The organism is Luteococcus sp. H91 (assembly GCF_038433135.1).
In the GTDB taxonomy this organism is placed as follows: Bacteria; Actinomycetota; Actinomycetes; order Propionibacteriales; family Propionibacteriaceae; genus Luteococcus.
Window position 1 is genome coordinate 269,503 of the sequence record NZ_JBCDMV010000002.1, and the last position, 25,789, is coordinate 295,291.

The 25,789-nt window shown below is 68.9% G+C and carries 25 protein-coding genes; 17 read left to right on the forward strand and 8 right to left on the reverse strand.

Annotated features, from left to right (window positions below; all coding sequences use genetic code 11):
• Positions 1-14 precede the first annotated feature (14 nt).
• On the forward strand, positions 15-1,346 hold the full coding sequence (locus tag AAEX57_RS01935; RefSeq protein ID WP_342090572.1) for a flavin monoamine oxidase family protein: 1,332 nt from the start codon (positions 15-17) through the stop codon (positions 1,344-1,346).
• Between the two features lie 102 nt (positions 1,347-1,448).
• Here the strand turns inward: AAEX57_RS01935 and AAEX57_RS01940 are convergent, their stop codons facing one another.
• The gene (locus AAEX57_RS01940; RefSeq protein WP_342090573.1) at positions 1,449-2,087 is read right to left on the reverse strand and encodes a TetR/AcrR family transcriptional regulator; all 639 of its coding nucleotides are present in this window, start codon (positions 2,085-2,087) and stop codon (positions 1,449-1,451) included.
• Positions 2,088-2,244: 157 nt separating this feature from the next.
• On the opposite strand from AAEX57_RS01940, the gene AAEX57_RS01945 reads away from it, so the two are divergent.
• Positions 2,245-4,395 carry an MDR family MFS transporter gene (locus AAEX57_RS01945; protein WP_342090574.1) on the forward strand — a complete coding sequence of 717 codons (2,151 nt, stop codon included), beginning with the start codon at positions 2,245-2,247 and terminating at the stop codon, positions 4,393-4,395.
• Between the two features lie 98 nt (positions 4,396-4,493).
• Here AAEX57_RS01945 and AAEX57_RS01950 read toward each other — a convergent pair whose 3' ends face one another.
• From AAEX57_RS01950 to AAEX57_RS01960, 3 genes are all read right to left on the reverse strand, one after another.
• The gene (locus tag AAEX57_RS01950) at positions 4,494-4,832 is read right to left on the reverse strand and encodes a P-II family nitrogen regulator (protein ID WP_342090575.1); all 339 of its coding nucleotides are present in this window, start codon (positions 4,830-4,832) and stop codon (positions 4,494-4,496) included.
• On the reverse strand, positions 4,829-6,172 hold the full coding sequence (locus AAEX57_RS01955; RefSeq protein ID WP_342090576.1) for an ammonium transporter: 1,344 nt from the start codon (positions 6,170-6,172) through the stop codon (positions 4,829-4,831). Before AAEX57_RS01955 ends, AAEX57_RS01950 begins: the two co-directional genes overlap by 4 nt.
• A gap of 163 nt (positions 6,173-6,335) precedes the next feature.
• Entirely contained in the window at positions 6,336-7,268 is a 933-nt protein-coding gene (locus tag AAEX57_RS01960; protein WP_342090577.1) for a hypothetical protein, read from the reverse strand.
• Positions 7,269-7,372: 104 nt separating this feature from the next.
• Between AAEX57_RS01960 and AAEX57_RS01965 the strand changes: the two genes are divergently transcribed.
• On the forward strand, positions 7,373-8,656 hold the full coding sequence (locus tag AAEX57_RS01965) for a hypothetical protein (RefSeq protein ID WP_342090578.1): 1,284 nt from the start codon (positions 7,373-7,375) through the stop codon (positions 8,654-8,656).
• Positions 8,657-8,700: 44 nt separating this feature from the next.
• Here the strand turns inward: AAEX57_RS01965 and AAEX57_RS01970 are convergent, their stop codons facing one another.
• Together AAEX57_RS01970 and AAEX57_RS01975 are read right to left on the reverse strand one after the other, a co-directional pair.
• On the reverse strand, positions 8,701-9,186 hold the full coding sequence (locus AAEX57_RS01970) for a SixA phosphatase family protein (RefSeq protein WP_342090579.1): 486 nt from the start codon (positions 9,184-9,186) through the stop codon (positions 8,701-8,703).
• Positions 9,183-10,214: a TRM11 family SAM-dependent methyltransferase gene (locus AAEX57_RS01975; RefSeq protein ID WP_342090580.1), complete on the reverse strand. Its 1,032-nt coding sequence runs from the start codon at positions 10,212-10,214 to the stop codon at positions 9,183-9,185. Before AAEX57_RS01975 ends, AAEX57_RS01970 begins: the two co-directional genes overlap by 4 nt.
• Positions 10,215-10,267: 53 nt before the next feature.
• Between AAEX57_RS01975 and AAEX57_RS01980 the strand changes: the two genes are divergently transcribed.
• Both AAEX57_RS01980 and crcB read left to right on the forward strand, forming a co-directional pair.
• Positions 10,268-10,747: a fluoride efflux transporter FluC gene (locus AAEX57_RS01980; protein WP_342090581.1), complete on the forward strand. Its 480-nt coding sequence runs from the start codon at positions 10,268-10,270 to the stop codon at positions 10,745-10,747.
• A complete protein-coding gene (gene crcB / locus AAEX57_RS01985; protein ID WP_342090582.1) occupies positions 10,747-11,109 on the forward strand; it encodes a fluoride efflux transporter CrcB in 363 nt (120 codons plus the stop codon). Before AAEX57_RS01980 ends, crcB begins: the two co-directional genes overlap by 1 nt.
• Before the next feature lie 164 nt (positions 11,110-11,273).
• Here the strand turns inward: crcB and AAEX57_RS01990 are convergent, their stop codons facing one another.
• Positions 11,274-11,837, reverse strand: coding sequence for an inorganic diphosphatase (locus AAEX57_RS01990; RefSeq protein WP_342090583.1), 564 nt, complete (start codon positions 11,835-11,837; stop codon positions 11,274-11,276).
• A gap of 309 nt (positions 11,838-12,146) precedes the next feature.
• On the opposite strand from AAEX57_RS01990, the gene dacB reads away from it, so the two are divergent.
• The 10 genes from dacB to AAEX57_RS02040 all read left to right on the forward strand — a co-directional run bounded on the left by dacB (position 12,147) and on the right by AAEX57_RS02040 (position 21,276).
• Complete coding sequence (dacB, locus tag AAEX57_RS01995; protein WP_342090584.1) at positions 12,147-13,349, forward strand: D-alanyl-D-alanine carboxypeptidase/D-alanyl-D-alanine endopeptidase; 1,203 nt, start codon at positions 12,147-12,149, stop codon at positions 13,347-13,349.
• A gap of 56 nt (positions 13,350-13,405) precedes the next feature.
• Positions 13,406-14,314, forward strand: coding sequence for a tRNA lysidine(34) synthetase TilS (tilS, locus tag AAEX57_RS02000; RefSeq protein WP_342090585.1), 909 nt, complete (start codon positions 13,406-13,408; stop codon positions 14,312-14,314).
• Positions 14,315-14,323: 9 nt separating this feature from the next.
• Entirely contained in the window at positions 14,324-14,875 is a 552-nt protein-coding gene (gene hpt, locus AAEX57_RS02005; RefSeq protein ID WP_342090586.1) for a hypoxanthine phosphoribosyltransferase, read from the forward strand.
• A 190-nt stretch (positions 14,876-15,065) separates the two neighbouring features.
• Complete coding sequence (ftsH, locus tag AAEX57_RS02010; RefSeq protein WP_342090587.1) at positions 15,066-17,339, forward strand: ATP-dependent zinc metalloprotease FtsH; 2,274 nt, start codon at positions 15,066-15,068, stop codon at positions 17,337-17,339.
• A gap of 106 nt (positions 17,340-17,445) precedes the next feature.
• The gene (folE, locus tag AAEX57_RS02015) at positions 17,446-18,033 is read left to right on the forward strand and encodes a GTP cyclohydrolase I FolE (RefSeq protein ID WP_342090588.1); all 588 of its coding nucleotides are present in this window, start codon (positions 17,446-17,448) and stop codon (positions 18,031-18,033) included.
• Positions 18,030-18,848: a dihydropteroate synthase gene (folP, locus tag AAEX57_RS02020; RefSeq protein ID WP_342090589.1), complete on the forward strand. Its 819-nt coding sequence runs from the start codon at positions 18,030-18,032 to the stop codon at positions 18,846-18,848. The genes folE and folP overlap by 4 nt, the downstream gene beginning before the upstream one ends.
• A 328-nt stretch (positions 18,849-19,176) precedes the next feature.
• A complete protein-coding gene (gene folB, locus AAEX57_RS02025) occupies positions 19,177-19,539 on the forward strand; it encodes a dihydroneopterin aldolase (RefSeq protein WP_342090590.1) in 363 nt (120 codons plus the stop codon).
• The gene (gene folK, locus AAEX57_RS02030) at positions 19,536-20,087 is read left to right on the forward strand and encodes a 2-amino-4-hydroxy-6-hydroxymethyldihydropteridine diphosphokinase (protein ID WP_342090591.1); all 552 of its coding nucleotides are present in this window, start codon (positions 19,536-19,538) and stop codon (positions 20,085-20,087) included. Before folB ends, folK begins: the two co-directional genes overlap by 4 nt.
• On the forward strand, positions 20,084-20,626 hold the full coding sequence (locus tag AAEX57_RS02035; RefSeq protein ID WP_342090592.1) for a DUF3180 domain-containing protein: 543 nt from the start codon (positions 20,084-20,086) through the stop codon (positions 20,624-20,626). The genes folK and AAEX57_RS02035 overlap by 4 nt, the downstream gene beginning before the upstream one ends.
• A gap of 86 nt (positions 20,627-20,712) precedes the next feature.
• The gene (locus AAEX57_RS02040; RefSeq protein ID WP_342090593.1) at positions 20,713-21,276 is read left to right on the forward strand and encodes a hypothetical protein; all 564 of its coding nucleotides are present in this window, start codon (positions 20,713-20,715) and stop codon (positions 21,274-21,276) included.
• A 60-nt stretch (positions 21,277-21,336) separates the two neighbouring features.
• Here AAEX57_RS02040 and AAEX57_RS02045 read toward each other — a convergent pair whose 3' ends face one another.
• Positions 21,337-22,506, reverse strand: a complete 1,170-nt coding sequence (locus AAEX57_RS02045) for an NADH-quinone oxidoreductase subunit D-related protein (protein WP_342090594.1) — start codon at positions 22,504-22,506, stop codon at positions 21,337-21,339.
• Positions 22,507-22,636: 130 nt separating this feature from the next.
• Between AAEX57_RS02045 and AAEX57_RS02050 the strand changes: the two genes are divergently transcribed.
• Both AAEX57_RS02050 and AAEX57_RS02055 read left to right on the forward strand, forming a co-directional pair.
• Complete coding sequence (locus AAEX57_RS02050; protein ID WP_342090595.1) at positions 22,637-22,954, forward strand: histone-like nucleoid-structuring protein Lsr2; 318 nt, start codon at positions 22,637-22,639, stop codon at positions 22,952-22,954.
• Between the two features lie 295 nt (positions 22,955-23,249).
• A complete protein-coding gene (locus tag AAEX57_RS02055; RefSeq protein WP_342090596.1) occupies positions 23,250-25,781 on the forward strand; it encodes an ATP-dependent Clp protease ATP-binding subunit in 2,532 nt (843 codons plus the stop codon).
• The last annotated feature ends 8 nt before the right edge of the window (positions 25,782-25,789 follow it).

A 25,789-nucleotide genomic window follows, 5' to 3' on the forward strand; every position in this document is an offset into this window, starting at 1 on the left:
CCTGGAGGGTCGCGATGCTGGACTGTGTAGTGGTGGGGGCCGGACTGGCCGGTCTGAGTACCGCGACGAAATTGGTGCAGGCCGGCCGGGATGTCGTCGTGCTGGAGGCCCGGGATCGGGTTGGCGGGCGGCTGGAGAATGTCACCGCCGAGGGCGCGGTGCTGGAGATGGGCGGGCAGTGGATCTCCCCGTCGCACACCCGGATGTACGAGTTGGTGGACCAGTTCTCCCTGACCGCGCTCGATCCCACCAGCGGAGACATCGTGGTGCGGGTGGGCGGTGCCTCCCGCAAGGTGCCCACCAACAATGAGATCGAGCAGGATCTGTCGCCCTTCGAGATGGCCGATCTGGGGCAGGGGCTGTTGCGCTTCCGTCGCCTTGCCGAGCGGGTGATCAAGGATGCCGCGTGGGCCGACGCCAATCGCAAGTGGCTGGAGCAGACGGTCAGCACCTGGGCGGCCACCAACCTGCGCACCCCCGGGGCGCGAGCCTGGTTCGGCCGGGTCTTCGACTCGGCGATGGGAGTTTCCGCTGACCAGACGCATCTGGTGGAGGGGCTGCAGCGGGTCAACAATGGCGTGGACATGGAGTCCCTGATCGCCGTCAACGGCGGTGTGCAGCAGCAGCGGATCGCCGGCGGCATCGTGCAGATCTGTGAACTGCTGGCCGAGCCCCTGGGAGATCGGGTGCGCCTGGGGCAGGAGGTTCGCGGGATCCGTCAGGAGGCCGATGTGGTCACCGTGATCCTGGCCGATGGCACCGAGTTGCAGGCGCGTGACGTGGTCATCACCCTGCCGCCGCGGCTGGTCTGCGGGCTGGAATTCACCCCGGCACTGCCCGAATGGCGAAGCCAGATGGCGCAGAAGGTCCCCGCGGGAAATGTGATCAAGGCGGCCCTGGTCTATGAGGCGCCGTGGTGGCGTCGCGCCGGCCTGTCCGGTCAGCTGGGTTCCGACGAGGGCGCCATGCGGGTGATCTTCGACAATTCCGGACCGAACGACAAGCACGGCGTGCTGATGGGCTTCTTCGAGGGTGATTCCAGCGTCGGCAAGCGCTCCGGCTTCCTGCGGCAGCGGGCGATGGAGGAGACGGTCAAGGCCGCCTTCGGCGCCGAGCACCCCGCCCCGATCGCGTATGTGGATCGGGACTGGGCCGCGGAGGAGTTCACCGGGGGCTGCCATGGCGCCCACTTCGCGCCCGGTGTCTGGACGACGTCCGGGCCCGCGCTGGCCGCCAGCGAGGGGCGCGTGCACTTTGCCGGCGCGGAGTACGCCAGCAAGTACAACGGCTACATGGAGGGCGCGGTCCGCTCCGGCGAGGCCGTCGCGCAGACCCTGCTCGGCTGACCCTCACCCGGCTGACCCCCGCCCGGCTGACCCCCGCCCGGCTGACCCCCGCCCGGCTGACTCCGGGTGGGGCGCCCGGCCGGATCGGCGCTGGTCAGTGGATCAGCCCGCGTACAGCTCGTCGTGGGCGTCCAGCATCTCCCGCAGCAGCCGCTGCACCTCGTCGGGATCGTCCCCGAGCACCGACGCGATCCGCACTGCAGACAGGGCCGTCATCCCCATCATCCGGGATCGCCACGGGGCCAGTTGGGGATGCAGCGTCTCGGCCCGCGCCACCAGGGCCTCCACCAGGCCCGTCTCCAGGGCGCGCTCGCTGGAGATCACCAGGTGCGCCACCTCCGGCCGGTTGGCCATCAGACAGCGACGCCGGCGCCACAGGTTCTCGTCGCGGGTGCTCAGCTGGGCGAGCCGCTCAGCCACCAGCCGGGTGCTGGCCCAGACCGGCTCGTCGCCGGGGCGTTCGCTCACCAGTCGGGAGACCTTCTCGACGATCACCTCCGGCACGCCCATCAGTGCGGCCTCCTTGGTGGGGAAGTAGTTGAAGAAGGTGCGCGGGGAGACGCCGGCGGCCCGGGCGATGTCGTCGGTGGTGACGCCGGACAGGCCACGTTCGCTGACCAGCACGATGGCGGCGCGGTGCAGGCCATGGCGGGTCTGGCGCTTCTTGCGCTCCCGCAGGCCCTCGCGCTCCTCGGCACCGGGGAACTCGGGACCAGCTGGCCCGGGCTGATCTGCACTCATGCGGAATATTTTGCAGTAACTGCAAGTTCTTGTCACACTGGATGAGTCGCACCACCCGCCCAAGGAAATCTGGGAGGCCACGATCCGGGCTCCCGCAGACCGGCTTTTCGCAGCGACCATCCCACCTCCGCATCCGCTGCACCACAGGGAGTTCCGCATGTCCACCACCGCCGCCGTCCCCGGCAACACCCCGGGCACCTCGCCCGGACCCGGGGCCTCGGGCACCGACGCGCCGAGCGAGGCCTTCGAGGGTCTCAGCCCGCAGAACAAGCGCATCTTCATCGGCCTGATGCTCGGCATGTTCGTCGCGTCGATCAGTCAAACCATCGTCGGGCCGGCCATGCCCCGGATCGTCGCCGAGCTGGGCGGGATGGACCACTACTCGTGGGTGGCCACCGCCACCATGCTGGTCAGCGCGATCACCGTCCCCATCGTCGGCAAGCTCTCCGACCTCTACGGCCGGCGCGGGTTCTACCTGGCCGGCCTGCTGGTCTTCATGTTGGGCACCTGCCTGGCCGGGGCCTCGCACAGCTTCGGCTTCCTGGTCTTCGCCCGCGCTGTGCAGGGCCTGGGCACCGGCACCCTGATGCCGCTCTCCCAGACCATCATCGGCGACATCATCCCGCCGCGGCAGCGCGGCAAGTACCAGGGCCTGATGGGCGCGGTCTTCGGGATGAGTTCGGTGGCCGGTCCGCTGGCCGGCGGCTTCATCACCGACCACTGGGGCTGGCGCTGGCTCTTCTACGCGTCGCTGCCGGTGGGCATCGCCGCCTTCGGGGCGATCTTCCGCTTCCTGCACCTGCCGCACGAGAAGCGGGAGGTGAGCATCGACTGGGCGGGCATGGCCGTGCTCTCCACCGCGCTGGTCTGCCTGCTGCTGCCCACCTCCATGGGTGGCACGACGTGGGCCTGGAGCAGCCCGCAGGTGATCGGGCTGTACATCGCGGGGGCGGTGCTGACCGTCGCCTTCGTCCTGATCGAGCGCAAGGCCGCCGAGCCGGTGATCCCGCTGCGCCTGTTCCGCAGTTCGCTGTTCACGCTGAGCAACCTGGCCGGCTTCTTCATCTCCATGCTGATGTTCGGCGCCATCATCTACATCCCGGTCTATGCACAGGGCGTGCTGGGGGTATCCGCGACGAACTCCGGCCTGATCCTGATGCCGATGAACCTGGCGTTGATCGGGCTGAGCATCCTGGGCGGCCTGCTGGTCAGCCGCACCGGCCGCTACAAGGAGTTCATGCTGAGCGGCGTGGCGATCATGGGCGTGGGCTTCTGGCTGTTGACCCGGCTGCACGTCGGCTCCTCGCAGGGCCAGCTGACCCTGGCGATGACCGTCTTCGGCATCGGCCTGGGCCTGTGCATGCAGCAGTACACGCTGGCCGTGCAGAACACCGCCTCCCGACGGGATCTGGGCGTCGCCACCGCCGCCACCCAGTTCTTCCGCAATGTCGGCAACACCATCGGCATCGCCGTCTTCGGCACCATCATGACCACCCAGATGAAGACCGCCATCCCGCGTCACCTGCCGCCCGAGGTGGCGGCCCAGATGCAGGCCAGCGGAGCACAGCTGTCCACCGGCGACGTGCTCGATCCCGACGCCCTGGCGAAGATGCCGCCCGTGGTGGCCGAGGCGATTCGCGCGGGGCTGGGCGACGCCCTGCACACCGTCTTCGTGATCGGCATCCCGCTGAGCATCCTGGTCTTCGCGATCAGCATGTTCATCAAGGCGGTTCCGCTGCGCGACACCGTGCACACCGCGGACCAGGCCGGCGCGGAGCTGCTGGACACCATGGCCCAGTCCAATGGCAGCGATCCGCGGGTGCCGCTGGGCCGGCTGGGCGGTTCCACCCGCTCCGGGGAGCGGCTGCTGGGCCTGCAGCTGGACCTGATCGCCCGGCAGGCCGAACGCGACGACCGTCCGCTGCTGCGCCAGGCGGTCGCCGATCTGGGCTATGGCAACTACCACGACGGCGCCTGGATCCTGGCCCAGACCGGCCGGATGCTGACCAGCGAGGACGGCGACGAGGTGGCCGAGCTGGAGAAGTACGGCGCCGAGGTGGCGCACCGTGCCAGCCGCAAGGGCGGTGTGCTGGGGGAGGAGCTGCGCCGCGATCTTGCCGTTCGGGTGGCGGAGGTCACTCGGGCGGACCACGAGGGGGTGCTGGCCGGTGCCGAACCGACCGTCGCCGACCGCTTCGAGGCGGTCGACGTCAGCAAGCTGCGCGAGGCCAGCCATGACCTGACCAATGCGCTGATGCTGGACCTGTTCGACCACCCGACGCCGGTGGCGCCCCGCCGGGCGTTGTGACTGTCCGGGGACTCGCCTGCGGACGGCGATGAGGGGCGGTGCCATCGGCACCGCCCCTCATCCCCTTCCTTGTGCAGCGAGCACGCCCGGCGTACCCGTCAGATGGCGGCGTCGCCGCGTTCCCCGGTGCGGATCCGCACCACATCCGCGATGGGGGAGATCCACACCTTGCCGTCGCCGACGCTGCCGGTGCGGGCCGCGTCGCAGATCACCTTGACCACGGCCCAGGCCTCGTCCCCGGCGCACAGGATCTCCAGCTTCACCTTGTCGGTGAAGTCGATGGTGATCGCGTCGCCGCGGTAGACCTCGGTGTGGCCGCGCTGCCGGGCATAGCCGGAGACCTCGGTCAGGGTCATGCCGTTGATCCCGTGCTGGTGCAGGGCAATCTGCACGTCGTCGACGGCGTCGGGCTGGATGATGGCGGTCACGAGGTTCATGCCTCGACCTCCTGCTTCTCGGTGTTCTGGGGGAGGGGGACGACCAGCGACTTGCTGTAGCTGGAGTACTGCACCCGGGAGAGGTCGTAGCCGTTCTCGGCGTGCTCGGTCAGGTCGATCCCGGCGGCCTCGGCGCGGGCATCCACCCGCAGCCCGATCGTCCGGCCGACCACCAGCGCCAACAGGTAGCTGAGCACCAGGCTGTAGACCAGCACGGCGACGGCTCCCAGCGCCTGACGGCCCAGTTGCTCCAGCCCACCGCCATAGAACAGGCCCGCCGCCCCGTCGGCCAGCGAACCCTTGGCAAACAGCCCCGCCGCCAGGGTGCCGACCAGGCCACCCACCAGGTGCACGCCCACCACGTCCAGCGAGTCGTCGACGCCGAAGCGGTACTTCAGGCCGATCGCACAGGCGCAGGCGGCGCCGCTGAGGGCACCCACGGCGATGGCGCCCAGCGGGGTCACCACCGCGCACGCCGGGGTGATCCCGACCAGCCCGGCGACGATCCCCGACGCTGCGCCCAGGCTGGTGGCGTGGCCGTCGCGGAAGCGTTCGGTGACCAGCCAGGCCAGCATCGCCGAGGCGGCCGCCACCAGGGTGTTGACCCAGACCATCGCTGCCAGGCCGTCGGCGGCCAGGGCGGAGCCGGCATTGAAACCGAACCAGCCGAACCACAGCAGACCGGCACCCAGCATCACCAGGGTGAGGTTGTGCGGCCGCATCGGGGTGGTGCGAAAGCCGATCCGCGGGCCCAGCACGATGGCCAGCACCAGCGCGGCGGCGCCGGCATTGATGTGGATCGCGGTGCCGCCGGCAAAGTCGAAGGCCTTGACGTCATTGGCGATCCAACCGCCGCGCTCCGCGGCGAAGCCGTCGAAGGCGAAGACCCAGTGGGCGGCGGGGAAGTAGCAGACGGTCGCCCACAGCACGCTGAAGGCCACCCAGGCGGAGAACTTCATCCGGTCGGCCACCGCGCCGCTGATCAGCGCGACGGCGATCACGGCGAAGGCCGCCTGGAAGCCCGCGAAGGCGAAGGCCGGGATCTGGTGGCCCTCGGCGCCAACCGTCGCATCGAACAGGCCGCGCATCCCCGCGAACTCGAAGGGGTTGCCCAGCAGACCGTGCCAGGAATTGCCGAAGGCCATCGAATAGCCGTACAGCACCCACAGCACCCCGACGATGCCCATGCTCACCACGGACATCATCATCATGTTCAGCACGCCCTTGGAGCGGACCATGCCGGAGTAGAACAGGGCCAGCGCGGGGGTCATCAGCAGCACCAGGGCGGCGCTGACGAGGACCCAGGCGGTGTCACCCGCATTGATCTCGATCAGGTTCATGCGGAGAACAGTGCCGGGTGTGAATTTCCGCACTGTTGAGCCGGTGTTACAGCGATGTCAAGAAATCCGCGCCCATGTTTCGGGCGGGTTTCGGCCATTGACCGCATCCGGCACCGACTACGGTGCCAGATGCGGTCAGTACAGTCGTCCAGCTTTGGTGGGCTCAGCAGCGCCGGGCGGGCGTGGCCAGCTTCGGCGGGCGGGCCGCCACCTGCTTGGCCAGCTGGGTGGTGATGCCGACGCCGGTGGCGTAGCCGACATTGGCCACCACGATCACCACGGCGAGCCGCTGGCCCTTGACGGTGACCACGCCCAGCTGGCGCACCGTGTAGCGGCCATTGCGCTCCGGGCCCCAACCGCCCTTGAATCGCGCGCCACGGATGCTGCCCAGCCCCCAGCGCTGGTCAGAGCGCACCTGCCCCATCAGTGACAGCGTGCTCGCGGCATCTCCTCGGCAGGGCAGCGAGGCGGTGAACCGGGCCTGGTTGGCCGGGCTCCAGCCGGTCTGGCCAAAGATGGTGTAGCCCCGACGCTTGCGCACCGACGGCACGACGGTATGCCGGTCACCACCGGCGCGGATCACCGCGGTGGTGGCCGCCGCGGCCTGGCGGCTGGTGCCCAGGGAGCGGAAGAGTTCCTCGGCCGCGGCATTGTCCGACGCGGTGATGGCGGCGCGCATCCGGGCGCGGGTCTTGGCCCCACGCGGGTACTTGCGCTGTGCGGCGATCGCCACCGGCACCTTCGACGTGGACCAGGCGGCCGCATTCTTCAGCCGACCGGTCTGCCACGGTGTGGCCGTGGAGCCGACCGGCAGCACCGCCACCGAGATCAGGGCACCGTGCTTGCGCTCCAGCCGCTGCACCAGGGCGCTGACCTCACGTCCGGTGGCGGCCTGTGGCAGCAGGGCTGCCTCCTCGGCCGGAAGCGTGGTGGGCTGGATCTGCTGGGCCAGAGGCGCCTGCGCGACGGCCGGTGGCGCCGCGTCGGCCGCGGGCACCACCGCGCCAGTTGTCAGGAAAGCACCCGTGATGGCACCGCTGAGCAGTAGCGTTGCGGCTTGAACACTGCGACGTCGCAGTGGCGGGTCTTGGAGCATATCTTCTCCCCGGGTCGTTGGGCGGCGTCGGTGCAGATCGGGCGCCAGCCCAAGTCAAGCAGGTGGGCCGTCCACCTGGCCCGGAGCAGGTATGGAGGCGGGACATGTTTTGCGCGCGTTGTGGCCGAAAGGTGGAGGCCAGCGCCACGACGTGCCCCGCCTGCGCCGCCGAACTCTCGCAGGCCGGCGCGATCCGGCTGACCTCGGCCCAGGAGCCGGGGCAGGACTTCTCCGAGATCTTCCCGGAGGTCGACCACCCACCGACGGTGGCGCTGACCACGAACCCCGCCCAGGCGCCCGCTGCTGACAACACCCTCAGGGACGATCACGAGCTCGACACTCCCACGCCTGGCCCCGGGAGCGCGACGGGCGCCCCGAGCGTGGCCGGGGCCCCGAGCGCGCAGGCTCGACCCGCCCCGCCCCCCGGCTCCTGGGCAGCCTTCGACCTGATCCGGGAGCGCCACGGTATCCCGAGCACCACCCCCCAGCACGGGGAGTGGGAGCCCGGTGCGTGGACGCGCGTCAAGGACTGGTTCACCGCACTCGCCGCTCCGGCCCCCGCCGCCAGCGCGGCCACCGGTGACGCCGTGGCCGGCGCGGCCACGGCCCGCCCTGTCGCGGCCGAGCGGCCGGCCGACCCGAGAGCTCGCGATCTCTCGTCGGTCACCGTCGTCGAAGCACATCCTGCACCAATCGTCGGGCTTGCCCCAGCGGCGACGACCGACGCGCCAGCAAGCCGCGACGCCGAACCCGGCCAGGGAGCGCTGGCCACTGCGGGCAGCGCGCTGCAGGCCACCGGCAGTGCGCTGAAGCAACGCGGCACGGCGATGAAGGATCGCGGGGCCGACCTGATGTCCGGTGCCGCAATCACCACCCTCCCGTCCCTGGCCTGGATCACCGCCAAACCGCGCAGTGCGCGGGACAGCCTGCGTCGGCATCGCCGGACCCAGCTGGTGCTCGCCCTCTGCTTCGGCGCCGGGCTGCTGGCGCTCGCGCTGATGGTGTCCGTCGCGCCCCTGATGCGGCACATCGGGCCGTTGAAGATGTCGCCGGTGGGTGGCGCCTCGCACAAGGCGTCGGCCAAGAAGAAGGCCACCATCACCCCGACGCCCACCCCGACACCCACGCCGTCGGAGGACACCAGCGATCGGGCCACGACGCTGCCGGGATCGGCCAAGGTGTGCACCACCGCTGTCGGCGCCAGTCAGAGCACCAGCTGCGGTCTGGCGAAGGCCGTGCAGCAGGCGCTCCCGGACAAGCCGAAGGGCACATTCCAGCTGAAGGCCACCAGCCCGGTCAGCGGTACCACCTATGACTTCAGCTGCACCGCCGACCGGCTGATCGTGTGTTCCCGTGGCACCTCGGTGCGGGTCTACATCATCTACTGAGAGCCACGGAGCCGGGCGGCGCGGATACCGCTGAACCCCGCAGGTCAGAGCCGGCGGATGCCCGCCAGCTTCAGGCTCTGGTCGTCGGTCAGGCTCGCCCAGCCGCGCTCCAGCGTGAAGTGGCTGAAGGCGCCGGTTGGGAACCAGCACTTCATGTCATCGGCGGTCGACGGGTCGCCGGCCCAGGTCAGGTCCGCCGCCAGCGACGGGATCGCGGGGGAGTGGGCCACCACCAGCAGACCGGTCACCTCGTCGTCGATCTCGCCGATCCGCTGCATCAGCGTCTCGGTGCTGCAGTTGTACAGCGCGTCCATGTACTCCACGGGCACGCCCAGGTTGAGGCAGTCGACCGTCTCCCGGGTCCGCACCGCCGATGAGCACAGGATGTGCTGGATGCCGAGCCCGGCCAGCTCCTGACCGGCCAGCGCGGCCTCCTTGCGGCCCATCTCGTTCAGCTGGCGTCCCTTGTCCCCGGTCAGGGCCCAGCCCTCGGCAGCGGCGTGCCGCATCAGCACCAGCGTGCGGGTCATCGGATCTCCTCCTGCTTCACGGCGACCATCAGGTCCCGGTTGATGGATGCGTCGACGCGGTGTGCAAAGCCCTTCCACCGCTCGTCATCCTGCGGTTCCAGGCCACTGGCCCGCATCAGCTCGGCCAGGTCCTCCCGGGCCAGGCCGTAGGTGTTCCAGCTCATCCCCAACGCGCCGCCTGGGCGCAGCTGGCTGGCCCAGACCGGCAGCGCCTCACCGATCAGCCCCGCGGGTGAGCGATCGCGCTTGCCGGCATGGCCGCGCACGTCGGTGGCGTGGTGGGCGCCGTGCACCACGCCATAGGGGGCGTCGGTGATGATGGCGTCGAACTTCTTCTTGCCATACAGGTATTGCGAGGTGCGGGTGTCGCCGGTGAAGACGGTCAGCTCCAGCTTCTCGGTGGTCAGTTTGGCGTCGAAGCGCTTGCCGACGGACTTGCCCTCCCGGCGCACCGGCGTGGTGTCGGCGGTGTGCTTGATCCGCTTGCGGCGCAGCCAGGTCTTCACATACGACGCCATCTGCTCGACGGCCTTCTCATCACCCTCGACGCCGTAGCCGTTGTGGCCCAGCAGCCAGGCCACCAGCAGGGTGGTGCCACGGCCGCACAGCGGATCCAGGATGGCCAGCGGGCCCTGTGCCGCCTTGGGGTTCAGTTCGGTGTCGATGCTGGCCAGCGTGACATTGACCAGCAGTCGGGTGAACTGCTCATTGGTCTTGCCCGGGTACTTGGGGATGGTCACCAGGTCGTCGTCCAGCGTGAGCGCGTCGGGCAGCTCGACGGGGCGCAGCAGTTCCCCCTCGACGCCGAACAGGGCCAGCGCGGCCGACTGGCGGGCCAGGGTGCGCAGCGCCGCATCGTCCAGCTGGTCGGCGTCGAAGCCCAGGTAGTCGACCCCGGCGACGGTGGTGGGGGCCACATTGCGCACGAAGGGTGCGCTGATGCTCAGCTCACCCGCGGCGAGTTGCGCGGACTCACCTGCGTACACTCGGTTGGCGGACGGGGCGAGCAGCATCAGATGGTTCGGCACCGCTCAAGTCTCCCATGATCGCAGCAGGCAACCTAGCCGGAGGTGAACCCGTGATGCCCGCTGACCACCCCCGGCCGCCGGTTGACCCCGACGTCGACCACTTGGCCTCCGCGCGGCCGCTGCACCTGCGGCCCCGCTACCTCTTGGTGGTCTGCGTCGGTGGTAGCGCGGGCACGCTGGCCCGCTGGTGCCTAGTCGAGCGACTGGCGACCCGCGACGGATGGCCGGTGGGCACCCTGACCGCAAATCTGCTGGGGGCCTTCTGCCTGGGCCTGCTGCTGGAAATGCTGCTGCGGTTGGCGCCCGACAAGGGTCGGCCCCGGCTGGCCCGCCTGTTCTTCGGCACCGGCTTCCTGGGGGCCTTCACCACCATGTCCGCCCTGGCCACCGAGACGGTGTTGTTGGCCGACGCCGCCCGGCCGGGGCTGGCAGCGGGTTATCTGGCGATCAGCCTGCTGGGCGGGGTGCTGCTGGCCTGGCTGGGAATGCTGTCCGGTACCCGATTGGCTGCCCAACGGGTGATGGGGTCGTGATGAACCTGGTGCTGATGGCGCTCCTGGGCGGTGTCGGGGCGACGGCCCGCTTCGTCGTCGATGCGCTGGTGCGTGCCCGTCGCCCCGGGTCCTTCCCGCTGGGCACCCTGCTGATCAACCTGCTGGGCTCCCTGCTGCTGGGGATGCTCACCGCCGCCACGCTGCGCGACGGGATGGACCCCGACGTGAAACTGGTGCTGGGTACCGGTTTCTGTGGGGGTTTCACCACCTTCTCCACCGCCAGTGTCGAGGTGGTGCGGCTGGTGCAGCAGGGCCGAGCCGCACTGGCCCTGGCCTACCTGCTGGGTGGTGCCGCCGGCTGCCTGGCGATGGCGGGGACGGGTTTCTGGTTGCTCGCCTGACGCCCGGGAACGCCCCGTCGCCGACGTCGCGCCGGTGGGTGTTCAGGGCAAACAGAAGGGCCCGCTCCGTGGAGCGGGCCCTTTCGGTGTTCAGCGGCACGACGGCGCTGCGATGCACCCCCGTGCGACTCGCCACATTGCGAGCGTGCCTGATGTGTCCAGGATCAGTGCGAGACGTAGACGGTGTGGTGCTCGTACGCCGTCCCCTTGGCGCGCTCGAAGGAGTTCACAACCTCGGCCTCGGCGTTGGCGCGGCCGGTCCAGGTGGCGCCCTCCACCGACTTGCCGGGCTCCAGGTCCTTGTAGACCGTGAAGAAGTGTTCGATCTCCAGCAGCATGTACTCGGGAACGTCGGTGATGTCCTGCAGGTGGTTGCGACGCAGGTCGGCCGTCGGGATGCACAGCAGCTTGTCGTCGCCGCCCATCTCGTCGGTCATCCGGAACATTGCGATCGCGCGGCACTCGATCAGGCAGCCCGGAAAGGTCGGCTCGTTGCCGATCACCATGGCGTCCAGCGGGTCGCCGTCCTCACCCAGGGTGCCCTCGACATAGCCGTAGTCGTAGGGGTACTGGGTGGAGGTGAACAGCGTGCGGTCCAGGCGGATGCGACCGGTGTTGTGGTCCATCTCGTACTTGTTCTTGGTGCCCTTGGGGATTTCGATCGTCACGTCGAAAGTGACGCCCGGAGGCAGTCCGTTGAGGTTTGGCTTCACGAAGTCATCTGTCACGGTGAGCTCTCTCTATGATTGGGGCACCTGAACATTCCGTACACTACCGCCTAACGGGGGAGGATCGTGAGCTCACAGCGTGGTCAAAACCGCTCTGGTCAGGGTCGCGGGGTCCTCGCTGTGGTGCTGGCGGCGGTACTGGTGGCGGTCCTCACTGTTGCCGGGGCCATCTGGTGGCGTCCCGCGCTCTATGCCAGCGGGCTCTGGGTTGAGGGCGGGTCGCCCACTGTTTCTCCAACATTCTTCGACGAGCCGTTCCAAAACCCCTCCTCAGAGCCCTCTTCGGGCGCCGAGAGAGGCAGTGGTGTGGTGTCTGCGGCCGCCCCTGCCGCGGTCGGCAAGCCGGTGGACAAGGCCGCCCTGGCCAAGGCGCTGGGGGGCATCCCGGTGACCAAGATGGGCACCACCTCCGGGGTCGTCCTCGACGCCCGTACGGGTGCCGAACTGTGGACCAGCCGCCCCCAGACCGGGCAGATTCCGGCGTCGACCATGAAGCTGCTCACCTGTGCCGCGGCGCTGAAGGTGCTGGGCCCGGACAAGACCTTTGCCACGACGGTGGTGCAGGCCAGCCCCGGCAAGATCATTCTGGTGGGCGGCGGTGATCCGCTGTTGGCCGCCAAACCGGCCAAGGCCTACCCCTTCCCCGCCACCAGCCAGGAGCTCGCCCGGCAGACCGCGGCCGCATTGAAGCAGCAGGGGATCTCCAAGATCAGCTTGGGCTTCGACGAGTCGTTGTTCACCGGCCCCAACTGGCATCCCAGCTGGCCGCAGGGCTACCACGACCAGGTGAGCACCATCAGTCCACTGTGGATTGACAAGGGCAAGCCGGACGAGAAGTCCCCGCCCAGCCTGACCCCGGCGCTGACCTCGGCCACGGTCTTCGCGGCCCAGCTGAAGGCGGCCGGGATCACCGTCGTCGGCGCCCCGGCGAAGGCGTCGGCTTCCGCGAACGCGCGCCAACTGGCCGCGGTGCAGTCGCTGCCGGTCGCCGACCTGGTGCAGGAGACCCTGGTGCACTCCGACAATGGCGCCGCCGAGGTGCTGCTGCGCCACATCGGGCTGGCCACCGGCAATGGCGCCAGCTTCGCGGGCGGCACCAAGGGCATCCAGACGCAACTGGCGGAGCTCAAGATCAACACCGCGTCGATCAAGATCAGCGACGGCTCCGGTCTGAGCCGGGGCAACCTGCTGCCCGCCGACGCGCTGGCCCAGGTGCTGCAGAGGGCGGCTGCCACCGACAAGCTGCGTCCGCTCTTGGAGGGGCTGCCCAGCGCCGGCGTCAGCGGCACCCTGCAGAGTCGCTTCTACAACCCCGAGGAGGCCGCCGGTCGTGGCTGGGTGAATGCCAAGACCGGCACGCTGAGCAAGGTGGCCACCCTGGCCGGCTACACCCGCACCCGCAACGGGCAGGAGGTGGTCTTCGCCTTCATGGCCAACAACCCCACCCAGGAGTGGGATGTCCGGGTCTGGCTGGATCGGATGGCAGCCACCCTCACCGGGTGTGACTGCTGATGGCCCGGCGAGCCCTGGGGCCTGCGCAGCTGGCGGTCGTGCAGGCTGTCAGGCCCGTGCTGACGCAACTGGGCGGCTCGCTGGTGGTGGGCTGTTCCGGTGGTGCCGACTCACTTGCGTTGACCGCCGCCCTGTCCCAGCTCGCGCCGCAGGCCACCACCGCCGTCGTGGTGGACCATGCCCTGCAGCCCGGCTCCGACGCGGTGGCGTCATCCGTCGCCGAGACGGTGCGGGGGCTGGGCGTCGCGGCCCGGGTGACGCGGGTGACCGTGGCCGAGGCCGGGCAGGGGCTGGAAGCCGCTGCCCGACAGGCCCGGCTGGCGGCGCTCTTTACCGACGGCAAGCCGGTCTGGTTGGCACACACCCTGGACGACCAGGCCGAGACGGTGCTGTTGGGGCTCGCCCGCGGCTCGGGGTGTGCGTCGCTGCAGGGGATGGCGCCGATCCGGCGGCACGACGGCGGGCCGCTGCTGGTGCGTCCGCTGCTGGGCATTCGACGCGAACAGACCCGCGCCGCCTGCGCCGAATGGGGCCTGACGCCGTGGGACGACCCGATGAATGACGATCCGCGCTTCCGGCGGGTGCGGGTACGGCGGGAGCTGCTGCCTCTGCTGGACGACGTGCTCGGCCCCGGCGTGGTGGACGGGTTGGGCCGCACAGCGGGGCTGGCGCGCGAGGACAATGACCTGCTGGACCGGCTGGCCGCCGATGCGGTGCGAGACCTGGTGCGCGGCGACGAACTGGATGCCGTCGGCCTGTTGCACCTCTACCCGGCGCTGCGTGGCCGGGTGCTGCGCAGCTGGCTGACCGCCCGCGGGGTGCCGTCGCCGTCGATGAGGCATGTCCGGGCCGTCGCCGCGTTGGTGGAGGACTGGCACGGCCAGCGCGGGATCGACCTGCCCGGTGGCCTCACCGTGCGGCGCGTGGGCGGTGCGCTGGTGACGCTGCCGACCTCGGCTGGGTAGGGTGGCGGTGTGGACTCTGCTGACGTTTCGAATGACCTGACCCATGTGCTGTACACCGCCGACCAGGTGCAGGAGCGGGTGGTGGAGTTGGCCGCCCAGATCGACGCCGACTATGCCGACCGCGACGTCCTGCTGGTCGGCGTGCTGAATGGCGCCGTGATGGTGGTCAGTGATCTGGCCCGGGCGATGAAGATCCACCTCACGATGGACTGGATGGCCGTCTCCTCCTACGGTTCGGGCACCAAGAGTTCCGGCGTCGTGCGGATCCTCAAGGATCTCAGCAGCGACATCACAGACCGGCACGTGCTGATCGTGGAGGACATCGTTGACACCGGCCTGACGCTCAGCTGGCTGGTGCAGAACCTGAAGAGCCGCGAGCCCGCCAGCATCGAGGTGGCCGCCATGTTCCGCAAGCCGGAGGCGATGACCGCCCCGGTCAACGTGAAGTACGTCGGCTTCGACATCCCCAACGAATTCGTCGTTGGCTACGGTCTGGACTATGCCGGCAAGTACCGCAACCTGCGCGACGTCGGCACCCTGGCCCCACACGTCTACAGCTGAGGGCGGCGCCCCTCGACAGGCTCGGGGATCGTGGTGCGGTTGTGCTCGGGGATCGTGGTGGGTTGCCTGCCGACATGACCACGATGGGCGAGCCGGTCGAGGCCCTCTGAGGTGGCCTTGAACTCGCCTCGGAGTTCTTCCCGCCGCTGGTAGGGTGCAGGATGCTCCGTCGTCCAACGTCAGGTCGTCAATGAACAAGTTCCAGAAGGCCACCCGCAACCCCCTGTTGTTGGTGCTGTTGGCCATCGTCTTCGTCTTCGGTGCCGTCCAGCTGGCCAATTCCGCGTCGAACAGCGAGAAGGTGCCCACCAGTCGCGCGCTGCGGGTCCTGCAGGGCTCAGAGCCGATCCAGCAGGTGGTGATGAATGACGGTGACCAGTCGCTGAAGATCGTGATGAAGGACGCCAAGAAGACCTACCTGTCCACCTGGACGGGCAGTCAGGGCGACGACATCGTGCAGCTGCTGAACCAGCGCACCGCGGCGAAGAACCTGGACGAGTGGCGCGGCGAGAATCCTGGCCCGAGCATCTGGTCGAGCCTGCTGTACACCGGCCTGCCCTTCCTGTTGATGTTCGGCCTGTTCTTCTTCCTGATGAACATGGTGCAGGGCGGTGGCGGCGCCCGTGGCGTGATGGGCTTCGGCAAGTCCAAGGCCAAGGTGGCCACCAAGGACACCCCCAAGACCACCTTCAGCGACGTCGCCGGTTGCCAGGAGGCGATCGAGGAGCTGCAGGAGATCAAGGAATTCCTGGCCGAGCCCGCCAAGTTCCAGCGGGTCGGTGCCAAGATCCCCAAGGGCGTGCTGCTCTACGGCCCGCCCGGCACCGGCAAGACCCTGCTGGCCCGCGCCGTCGCGGGTGAGGCGGGTGTGCCCTTCTTCAGCATCTCCGGCTCGGACTTCGTCGAGATGTTCGTCGGTGTGGGCGCCAGCCGCGTCCGTGACCTGTTCGACCAGGCCAAGGAGGCCAGCCCGGCGATCATCTTCATCGACGAGATCGACGCCGTCGGCCGGCATCGTGGTGCGGGCATGGGCGGCGGCCACGACGAGCGTGAGCAGACCCTCAACCAGCTGCTGGTGGAGATGGACGGTTTTGACTCCACCACCAATGTGATCCTGATCGCCGCCACCAACCGGCCCGACGTGCTCGATCCGGCGCTGCTGCGCCCCGGCCGCTTCGACCGGCAGATCGCCGTCGAGGCGCCCGACCTGAAGGGCCGCGCACAGATCCTCAAGGTGCACGCCCAGGGCAAGCCGATGGCCGCCGACGTCGACCTGGAGTCGATCGCCCGGCGCACCCCCGGCTTCACCGGCGCCGACCTGGCCAATGTGCTCAACGAGGCGGCGCTGCTGACCGCCCGGCTGAACCTGCCGGTGATCGGCAATGACGAGCTGGGTGAGGCGATCGACCGCGTCATCGCCGGCCCGCAGAAGAAGACCCGCCTGATGGACGACCACGAGCTGCTGGTCACCGCCTACCACGAGGGCGGCCACGCCCTGGTGGCGGCGGCGATGCCCAACAACGATCCCGTGCAGAAGGTGACCATCCTGCCGCGCGGCCGGGCGCTGGGCTACACCATGGTGATGCCCGACCAGGACAAGTACTCGTCGACGCGTGGCCAGCTGCTGGACCAGATGGCCTACATGATGGGCGGCCGGGCCGCGGAGGAGCTGATCTTCCACGATCCGACCACCGGCGCCAGCAATGACATCGAGAAGGCCACCAAGGTGGCCCGGGCCATGGTCACCCAGTACGGCATGACCGAGCGCCTCGGCGCCGTGCAGCTGGGCGGCGGCGACACCGAACCCTTCCTGGGGATGAGCGGATCGCAGCCCAGCCGCGGCTACTCCGACATCACCGCAGCGGTGGTGGACGAGGAGGTCAGCAAGCTCCTGATGGCCGCGCACCAGGAGGCCTTCGACTGCCTGAAGGAGAACCGCGAGGTGCTCGACGAGCTGGTCCGCCAGCTGCTGGAGCACGAGACGCTGGACAAGGCGCAGATCGCCGCCATTTTCGAGCCGCTGAAGCGTTGGCCTGACCGCGGTGCGTGGACGGGATCCGAGAACCGGATCCCGTCCGACGCGCCGCCGGTGCCGGTGCCGCCGCGTCGCCAGCAGCAGGGGGAAACCCCCGCTGGTGGCACCCAGCTGCCGCCCGGCAACACCGGCCCGGTGGATGCTCCCGGCAAGGATTGGCAGGCCCCCGGCGACTGGGCCCCGCCCGGCGTCACGCCCAACCCGATGCCCCCGGCCAATGACCCGTGGAACACCCCCGCGGGCCCCGCGCCGCAGCCCCCGGCGAATGATCCGTGGAGTGCCAAGCCGGAGTCCTGGCCCACCCAGCCGCCGCAGGCCGGGCCCGACACCACCCCCGGGCTGCCCGGTCAGGATCTTCAGCCGCCCACCGACGGCGGTTCCGGTGCCAGCCCGTGGGATCGCCCCCGGCGCGGCAGCGTCGACGACTGATCGATCATCCGAATGGCGACGGGCCCCAGCGCAATGCTGGGGCCCGTCGCCATTCTTCGTGTGTGGGCAGACCTCGCGAGCGTGGCCCGTCTCCTACCATGGCGGGGTGACCCCTGAATGCGCACCCATTGACCAGGACCGCATTGCCGCGGCCGTCCGCGAGATCCTGCTGGCCATCGGCGAGGATCCGGAGCGGGAGGGCCTGCGGGAGACCCCGGCGCGGGTGGCGCGCAGCTATGCGGAGATCTTCGGTGGGATGGGCCAGGATGCTGCGGAACTGCTGGCCACCACCTTCGACGTCAGTCACGACGAGATGGTGCTGGTCAAGGACATCGAGCTGTGGAGCATGTGCGAGCACCATCTGGTGCCCTTCACCGGCGTCGCCCACGTCGGCTACATTCCCGCCAAGGACGGCCGGGTCACCGGGCTGAGCAAGCTGGCGCGGCTGGTTGACCTGTACGCCAAGCGCCCTCAGGTGCAGGAGCGGCTGACCACCCAGATTGCCGATGCCATCGTCGAGCACCTGCACGCCCGGGGTGTGATCGTGGTGATCGAGTGCGAGCACCTGTGCATGACCATGCGCGGGGTGCGCAAGCCCGGCGCCAAGACCGTCACCAGCGCGGTGCGCGGCTACCTGCGCGAACCCGCCACCCGAGCCGAGGCGATGGCGCTGATCATGGGCGGTCACCGATGACCGCGGTCGTGCCGGGAATCCCGGGCCGCACCCTGGTGATGGGTGTGGTGAACGTCACTCCTGACTCCTTCAGCGACGGCGGCAACTGGGTCACCCCCGAGGCAGCGATCGCGCACGGCCGGCAACTGCTGGCCGACGGCGCCGACATCCTGGACATCGGCGGCGAATCCACCCGACCCGGTGCGGTGCGCCCCAGCCCCGACGAGGAATTGGCCCGGGTGGTCCCGGTGGTGGAGGCGTTGGCCGCCGAGGGGGCCGTGATCAGCGTCGACACCATGCGCGCCGCCGTCGCCCGGGCCAGCGCCGGGGCCGGTGCGAGGATCATCAACGACGTCTCCGGCGGCCTGGCGGACGACGCGATGATCGGCACCGTCGCCGACCTGGAGGTCGACTTCATCTGCATGCACTGGCGCGGCTTCCTGGGCACCGGCGACACCAATGCCAGCTACGACGACGTGGTCACCGAGGTGCTCGCGGAACTCGTCGAGCGGCTCGACGCCTGCCTGGCCGGCGGCATCGCCCCCGAGCGGCTGATCAGCGACTGCGGCATCGGCTTCTCCAAGACCGCCGAGCAGAACTGGGAACTGCTGCGCCACCTGGACCGCTTCGAGGCGTTGGGGCATCGGCAGCTGGTGGGGGTGAGCCGCAAGCGTTTCCTGGGGGAACTGCTCGATGGCCGTGAGCCGGCCGGTCGGGACGCCGCCACCCAGGCGATCACCGCGCTGTGCGCGCACCAGGGGATCTGGGCGGTTCGCACCCACGAGGTGCGCGCGAATGCCGACATGGTGCGGGTCTTCGAACGCCTGCGGGGTTGAGGCCCGGCCGTCGCAGGGCCACGGCTGGGTGAGTAGGTCCGGAGTTGGGGGGTGAGCAACGTCCTCGTTCGGGGCTGACGGTGGGCGTCGGCCGCCCCTCGACAGGCTCGGGGATCGTGGTTCTGTCTGTGGGGTGGCTCGGGGATCGTGGTCGACCGCTGCTCGACGCCACCACGGTGGTCGAGCATGTCGACGGCTTGCGCGCCACTCGATTGTCTGCCTGACTTGGGCGATTTCCGGTCGGACCGGCAGGCTCGGGTACTGTCAGCTCTGTTCGAGAACCCACCCGGTGACCGCCAGTCACCACCGAAGCCGGACTGGAGGCGCGATGGCAGACCTTGACTGGATCAGCGTCCAGGGTCTTTCGGCAACCGGCTTCCATGGCGTCTACCCGGAGGAACGACGCGACGGTCAGGTCTTCGTCGTCGATCTACAACTCGGACTGCACGTGGTCACCGACACCGATCGGCTTGCCGACACGGTGGACTATTCGGTGATCTCCGCCGACGTCGTCCGGATCATCACCGGCGACCCGGTGGACCTGATCGAGACCCTGGCTGGACGGATCGCCCGGCGCTGCCTGGAAGAACCACTGGTCGAGGTCGCCAAGGTCTGCGTGCACAAGCCCACGGCCCCCATGGGTTTCACCTTCACCGATGTCTCGGTGAGCATCACGAGGAGCAAGTCATGAGCAATCCCTTCGTCCCCGATGTCGACACCCTCGGCAACCTGAAGCCGATCGCCAAGGTCGTCTTCAGCCTGGGTTCCAACCAGGGCAACAGCGTTGACCTGCTGCAGAGCGCCGTCAATTCGCTCGCCGACACCCCGGATCTGATCCCCGTCGACCTGTCCAGCGTCTACGTGACCAAGCCGGAGGGCGCCGTGATCGAGCAGCCCGACTTCCTGAACATGGTTCTGGTGGCCGAGACCGTGATCGAACCCGCCATCCTGCTGGAGCGCGCGCACGCGATCGAGGCCGGCCTGGGCCGCACCCGCGACGTCGTCGGTGGCCCCCGCACCCTGGACATCGACCTGATCATGGTGGGCAAGCGCACCGTCAACTCCGACGCGATGACCCTGCCGCACCCGCGCGCCCACGAGCGCGCCTTCGTGCTGGTTCCGTGGCTGGAGATCGATCCCGACGCCGAGCTGGCGGGTCACGGCAGGATTGCCGACCTGGTGGCCGGCATGGACATCAGTGGCGTCGTCAAGAGCGACGAGGTCGTCGAGCTCCCGTGATCGAGCAGCAGGGCCCGGGCCTGCCCGGCGATCCTTCGCCGGGCGGGCTGGGGCTGACCACCCGTCGACAGGCCGTCATCTCCGTGATGGCGGGCATGCTGCTGGGTTGGTTCATCGTCGGCACGCTGCAGGCCACCGGTCAGCTGGTGCCCGTCACCCCGTGGAGCCTGCCCTTGGTGCTCGGCGCCCTGGGGGCCGCCGCGCTGGTCTACGCCCGGGTGCTGCGACGCCAGGTGGCCGACCGCCGGGGCGACCTGCCGCACGAGAGCGGCGTGCGCGCCCTGGTGCTGGGCAAGACGATGCTGATGACCGGGGCCGTGCTGGCCGGCGGCCACCTGGTCTACGTGCTGGTCTACCTGGGCAGCTGGAGCATCCCGGCCCCGCGGCAGCGGGTGATCCACGGCCTGGTGACCATTCTGGCCAGCGCCATCTTTGCCCTGGCCGGACGGGAACTGGAGCGGGCCTGTCTGGTGCCGCCCGGTTACGACGGCTCGGAGACCGATGAGGATGCGGAACCGGGCACCGATCAGCCTGCCTGAGCGGATGGTTGCCGGGGATGGGCGGACACGACCGGCTCCCAGCGGTCGATCCGCCCAAAGTCACCGGTTCGGCATAAACTGGCGCCATGCCCGCCCGTCAGATGCCCCGGATTCCGCAGTCCCGTCGCCAGTCCCTCGTCATTCTCAGCGTCGGGACCATCGCCGCTCTTGCCTGCAGCCTCGGCCCGCTGTGGCTGACCCGCGTCGGACTGGGCATCGCCCTGCTCACCACCTTCGTCACGGTCTGGCTGAGCTGGCGCCAGATGGACGCCATGTTGGTCGAGCACGCCGCGGAGCTGAAGGCGCTGCGGCACCAGGCCCGCGACGCTGCCCACGCCCACCACGTCGAGATGATGGCCACCATCGCCCGCCACACCAAGCGGCAGGAGGCCTTGCGGGCGCAGCTCGCCGAGGCCCAGGGCCAGCTGGGGGCCGTCCGGGTCGAGTTGACCGGTGCCCAGCAGGAGGCCGCCACCAAGCAGCAGCGGATCTCCGCCTTGAACAAGCGGATCAGCGATCTGGAGAAGCAGCTGGCCGCGGCCGAGGACGAGGTGCTCAATCTGCCCCGACGCGGACTGGCCCGTCGCAACCTGGATGTCTCCAACATTCCGCTGGTCTACCCGATCCAGGGACAGCGCCGCCAAGCCTGATCTTCGGCGAACAACAGTCGATCCGCCACCGGTTGCCGGTGGCGGATCGTTCTTTGTGGCCTACTTGTCCAGGTCTCCGTTGGTCCAGCCGAGGGAGGCAATGACCACCTCCACCTCGGCCATCGGGCACCCGATCAGGGCTTCCTGCAGGGCCTGGACATTGGCCATGCTCGGGGTGCGCAGCTTCAACCGCCATGGAGTCCGTTCCGCGCGGGATACCAGCAGGAATCCGGCCATTCCCCAGGGGGCATCGATCGCCAGATAGGCCTCGCCATCGGGCAATTTGACGATCTTGGACAGTTTGGTCTCCACCGGCCCGGCAATGTCTGCCAGCTCCGCCACACAGCGCGAAATCACCGCGGCACTGCTCCCGATCTCGGCGGCAAGAACCCTGAAGCGGCTCGCCGCATCACCCCGCGGGGTGAATTCGTCGGCCATGCCAGCGGAAAGTTCATCCTTCAACTCCGGATAGGCCAGGTAGGGATCGAGCAGCCGCAGATCACGCTCGATTCCGCTGGCTGCGGCCACCGGTCCACTCAGCGAATAGGCATCGATTACCCGGGCATCCAGCACGCCCAGCGCCTGCCCAATCCGTTGCGAATCCAGAAGTGCGGTCAACTGACGGGCAAGGGCAGCGCAGTCGTCCGCCCACCGCCGGAATTGCCACAGCCATTCGGCGTCGACGTCCAGCGCCAGACCACCGAGCCGGTTCAGCATCGGGTGCACCCGGTTGCCGCTGATCGCCAGCATGAGTTCCCGGCCGGCGATCCGCGCCGTGCGCAGTCGGGCCGCCAAGGCCTGGTCATCGGCGCGGTGGGGAAGGAAGCCCAGGTGCGCCAGATGGCTGCCGATCCGGGCGTGTTCGGCCAGCAGCGTGCGCAACCAGGTGGCACGCACCGGCGGCACCAGCCCCATCAGCTGTTCGCAGACCAGTGCCACGCCGAGTTCACCGGTGAAGGGCGACTGCCAGTCATGCCGGTCGGCCAGCATCAGCAGCTGGCGATAGTCCCGCACCTCGAAGAGCTTTTCGGCACTGCGGTGGTTGAAACCGGGTTGCACCCGGGCGGCGGTGATCACGTCGTCATGGGTTTCGACGTCGATCAGCAGCAGCCCGGTACGTGACGGATGTTCCGGCCCCAGATCAAGGTGGCGGCATTCTCCCGGACGGTCCGCGCCGCGCAGGGCAGCGGGTGCGAGGGCGCCGATGGCGAGGTGCTGGAGCTGGGTCACGCACCGATGGTATCGAAGCCGAATGATGAACAGCGGGTGGGTATTTCCGGGTTGTTTCCTTCGGGGGGATTTGAAGTGGGCGTCATTGTCGATACCATGAATACAGAATCACTTACGAAAGGATTACCCGATGGCTCAGCGCGTGCACATCGTGCTCGAGGACGATGTTGACGGTTCCCCTGCCGCCGAGACCGTTTCCTTTTCCCTGGATGGCGTTTCCTATGAGATCGACCTCAGCGAGGCCAATGCCGCCAAGCTGCGTGAGGGTCTGAACGTGTGGGTGGAGAACGCTCGTCGAGTTGGTGGGCGTCGTTCCACCGGCAAGAAGGCCAAGGCGGGTGCCGCCAATGACATTCGCGCCTGGGCTCTGGCACAGGGCATGCAGGTCAGCTCGCGTGGTCGTGTTCCGGCTGAGATTCGTGAGGCTTACGAGAAGGCCAACGGCTGAGAATTCATTTCTCCTGATTACGGTTCTCGGGGCTGGACGATTGTCCGGCCCCGAGAACCGTTCTGTCTGCCCCGGTTTCGCTCGAACGGGCGTGCCAGGCGTTCGGCGAGGCTGGCCTCTGGTGCCCGTGGGCCCCGGCGGGCTCGGCCTCGTGGCCGGGTCAACTCGTCGGCCGCGTCGGGAACAGAAAGCTGTCGGTGGGAGTTACTAGACTTGATGCATCTGCAACGCCTGCCGGACCGACCGGCGAGTGCGATGCGCGACCGGGCCCGCCGGGCCTGTAGTGAGGAGTCCAATGTTCGAGCGGTTCACTGACCGGGCGCGACGGGTTGTCGTGCTCGCCCAGGACGAAGCCAAGATGCTTAACCACAACTACATCGGCACCGAGCACATCCTGCTCGGCCTCATCCACGAGGGTGAGGGCGTTGCCGCCAAGGCCCTGGAGCAGATGGGCATCTCCCTGGAGGCGGTGCGCTCGGAGGTCGAGGAGATCATCGGCCACGGGCAGACGGTGCCGACGGGGCACATTCCGTTCACCCCCCGCGCCAAGAAGGTGCTGGAGCTGAGCCTGCGGGAGGCCCTGCAGATGAACCACTCCTACATCGGCACCGAGCACATCCTGCTCGGGCTGGTGCGTGAGGGTGAGGGCGTTGCCGCCCAGGTGCTGATCAAGCTCGGCGCCGACCTGAACCGGGTGCGCAACACCGTCCTGCAGCTGCTCTCGGGCGGCCAGGGCAAGGAGGCGGCCACCGCTGGTGCCCCCGACGTCGGCCCGGCCCCGAGCTCCGCCACCGTGCTGGACCAGTTCGGCCGCAACCTGACCCAGGCCGCGCGGGAGAACAAGCTCGACCCGGTGATCGGGCGCGAGAAGGAGATCGAGCGCGTGATGGTGGTGCTCAGCCGCCGCACCAAGAACAACCCGGTGCTGATCGGTGAGCCCGGCGTCGGCAAGTCGGCCTGCGTCGAGGGCCTGGCCCAGGCGATCGTCCGCGGCGACGTCCCGGAGACCCTGCGGGACAAGCAGATCTACACCCTTGACCTGGGTGCACTGGTGGCCGGTTCCCGTTACCGCGGCGATTTCGAGGAGCGCCTGAAGAAGGTGCTCAAGGAGATCAAGACCCGCGGCGACATCATGCTGTTCATCGACGAGATCCACACCCTGGTGGGTGCGGGTGCCGCCGAGGGCGCGATCGACGCCGCCAGCATCCTCAAGCCGATGCTGGCCCGCGGTGAGTTGCAGACCATCGGTGCCACCACGCTGGACGAGTACCGCAAGCACATCGAGAAGGATGCCGCGCTGGAGCGTCGTTTCCAGCCGATCCAGGTGGCCGAGCCGAGCATTGCGCTGACCATCGACATCCTCAAGGGCCTGCGGGACCGTTACGAGGCGCACCACAAGATCACCATCACCGACGAGGCGCTCAGCGCCGCCGCCAATCTGGCCGATCGCTATGTGCAGGATCGCTTCCTGCCCGACAAGGCGATCGACCTGATCGACGAGGCGGGCGCGCGGATGCGGATCCAGCGGATGACCGCCCCGCCGGACCTGCGCGAGTTCGACGAGAAGATCGCCGCCGTCCGACTGGAGAAGGAGGCCGCGATCGACGGGCAGGACTTCGAGCGTGCGGCCTCCCTGCGCGACGACGAGAAGAAGCTGCTCGCCGAGCGCGCCCAGAAGGAGGAGGAGTGGAAGGCCGGTGACTCCGAGGCGCCCGCGAATGTGGGCGAGGAGGAGATCGCCGAGGTGCTCTCCAGCTCCACCGGCATCCCGGTCTTCAAGTTGACCGAGGAGGAGTCCAGCCGCCTGCTGCACATGGAGGAGGAGCTGGGCAAGCGCTACATCGGCCAGCACGACGCCGTGAAGGCGCTCTCGCGCTCCATCCGTCGTACCCGGGCCGGGCTGAAGGATCCCAAGCGCCCGTCGGGCTCGTTCATCTTCGCCGGCCCCTCCGGCGTCGGCAAGACCGAGCTGACCAAGGCCCTGACCGAATTCCTGTTCGGCGACGAGGATGCCCTGATCACGCTCGACATGAGCGAGTACTCGGAGAAGCACACCGCGTCGCGGATGTTCGGATCCCCGCCCGGCTATGTCGGCTACGAGGAGGGCGGTCAGCTCACGGAGAAGGTGCGCCGCAAGCCGTTCAGCGTCATCCTGTTCGACGAGATCGAGAAGGCCCACCCGGACATCTTCAACTCGCTGCTGCAGATCCTGGACGAGGGTCGCCTGACCGACGCCCAGGGCCGGGTGGTGGACTTCAAGAACACCGTGATCGTGATGACCACCAACCTGGGTTCGCGGGACATCTCCAAGTCGGTCAGCCTGGGCTTCAACCGCCAGGGTGACGAGGCCTCCAGCTACGAGAAGATGAAGGCCAAGGTCTCCGACGAGCTGAAGCAGCACTTCCGTCCCGAATTCCTGAACCGCGTGGACGAGGTGGTGGTCTTCCACCAGCTCAACCAGGCCGACATCGAGAACATCGTCGACCTGATGGTGGCTCAGGTGGAGGGCCGGCTCAAGGACAAGGACATGGGCATCGAGCTCACGCCCGCCGCCAAGAGCCTGATCGCCAAGCGTGGCTTCGACCCGCTGCTGGGTGCTCGTCCGCTGCGTCGCGCCCTGCAGCGCGACATCGAGGACGTGCTGGCCGAGAAGATCCTGTTCGGCGAGCTCTCGGCCGGCCAGATCATCGTCGTCGACGCCTCGCCGGAGGGTTCGACCGATCCGTTCACCTTCACCGGCGTCGCGAAGGCGGAGCTGCCCGACAGCCCGCCGGCCGAGTTGGCCGCACCCACGGAGGGTGAGCAGGGCGAGGGCCAGCAGGGCTGAGTGGGCTG

Excerpts from the sequence above, each read along its gene's own strand:
- AAEX57_RS01935 (WP_342090572.1), top strand. The coding sequence starts at position 15 with ATGCTGGACTGTGTAGTGGTGGGGGCCGGACTGGCCGGTCTGAGTACC.
- AAEX57_RS01940 (WP_342090573.1), bottom strand. The coding sequence starts at position 2,087 with ATGAGTGCAGATCAGCCCGGGCCAGCTGGTCCCGAGTTCCCCGGTGCC.
- AAEX57_RS01945 (WP_342090574.1), top strand. The coding sequence starts at position 2,245 with ATGTCCACCACCGCCGCCGTCCCCGGCAACACCCCGGGCACCTCGCCC.
- AAEX57_RS01950 (WP_342090575.1), bottom strand. The coding sequence starts at position 4,832 with ATGAACCTCGTGACCGCCATCATCCAGCCCGACGCCGTCGACGACGTG.
- AAEX57_RS01955 (WP_342090576.1), bottom strand. The coding sequence starts at position 6,172 with ATGAACCTGATCGAGATCAATGCGGGTGACACCGCCTGGGTCCTCGTC.
- AAEX57_RS01960 (WP_342090577.1), bottom strand. The coding sequence starts at position 7,268 with ATGCTCCAAGACCCGCCACTGCGACGTCGCAGTGTTCAAGCCGCAACG.
- AAEX57_RS01965 (WP_342090578.1), top strand. The coding sequence starts at position 7,373 with ATGTTTTGCGCGCGTTGTGGCCGAAAGGTGGAGGCCAGCGCCACGACG.
- AAEX57_RS01970 (WP_342090579.1), bottom strand. The coding sequence starts at position 9,186 with ATGACCCGCACGCTGGTGCTGATGCGGCACGCCGCTGCCGAGGGCTGG.
- AAEX57_RS01980 (WP_342090581.1), top strand. The coding sequence starts at position 10,268 with ATGCCCGCTGACCACCCCCGGCCGCCGGTTGACCCCGACGTCGACCAC.
- crcB (WP_342090582.1), top strand. The coding sequence starts at position 10,747 with ATGAACCTGGTGCTGATGGCGCTCCTGGGCGGTGTCGGGGCGACGGCC.
- ftsH (WP_342090587.1), top strand. The coding sequence starts at position 15,066 with ATGAACAAGTTCCAGAAGGCCACCCGCAACCCCCTGTTGTTGGTGCTG.
- folP (WP_342090589.1), top strand. The coding sequence starts at position 18,030 with ATGACCGCGGTCGTGCCGGGAATCCCGGGCCGCACCCTGGTGATGGGT.
- folB (WP_342090590.1), top strand. The coding sequence starts at position 19,177 with ATGGCAGACCTTGACTGGATCAGCGTCCAGGGTCTTTCGGCAACCGGC.
- folK (WP_342090591.1), top strand. The coding sequence starts at position 19,536 with ATGAGCAATCCCTTCGTCCCCGATGTCGACACCCTCGGCAACCTGAAG.
- AAEX57_RS02040 (WP_342090593.1), top strand. The coding sequence starts at position 20,713 with ATGCCCGCCCGTCAGATGCCCCGGATTCCGCAGTCCCGTCGCCAGTCC.
- AAEX57_RS02050 (WP_342090595.1), top strand. The coding sequence starts at position 22,637 with ATGGCTCAGCGCGTGCACATCGTGCTCGAGGACGATGTTGACGGTTCC.
- AAEX57_RS02055 (WP_342090596.1), top strand. The coding sequence starts at position 23,250 with ATGTTCGAGCGGTTCACTGACCGGGCGCGACGGGTTGTCGTGCTCGCC.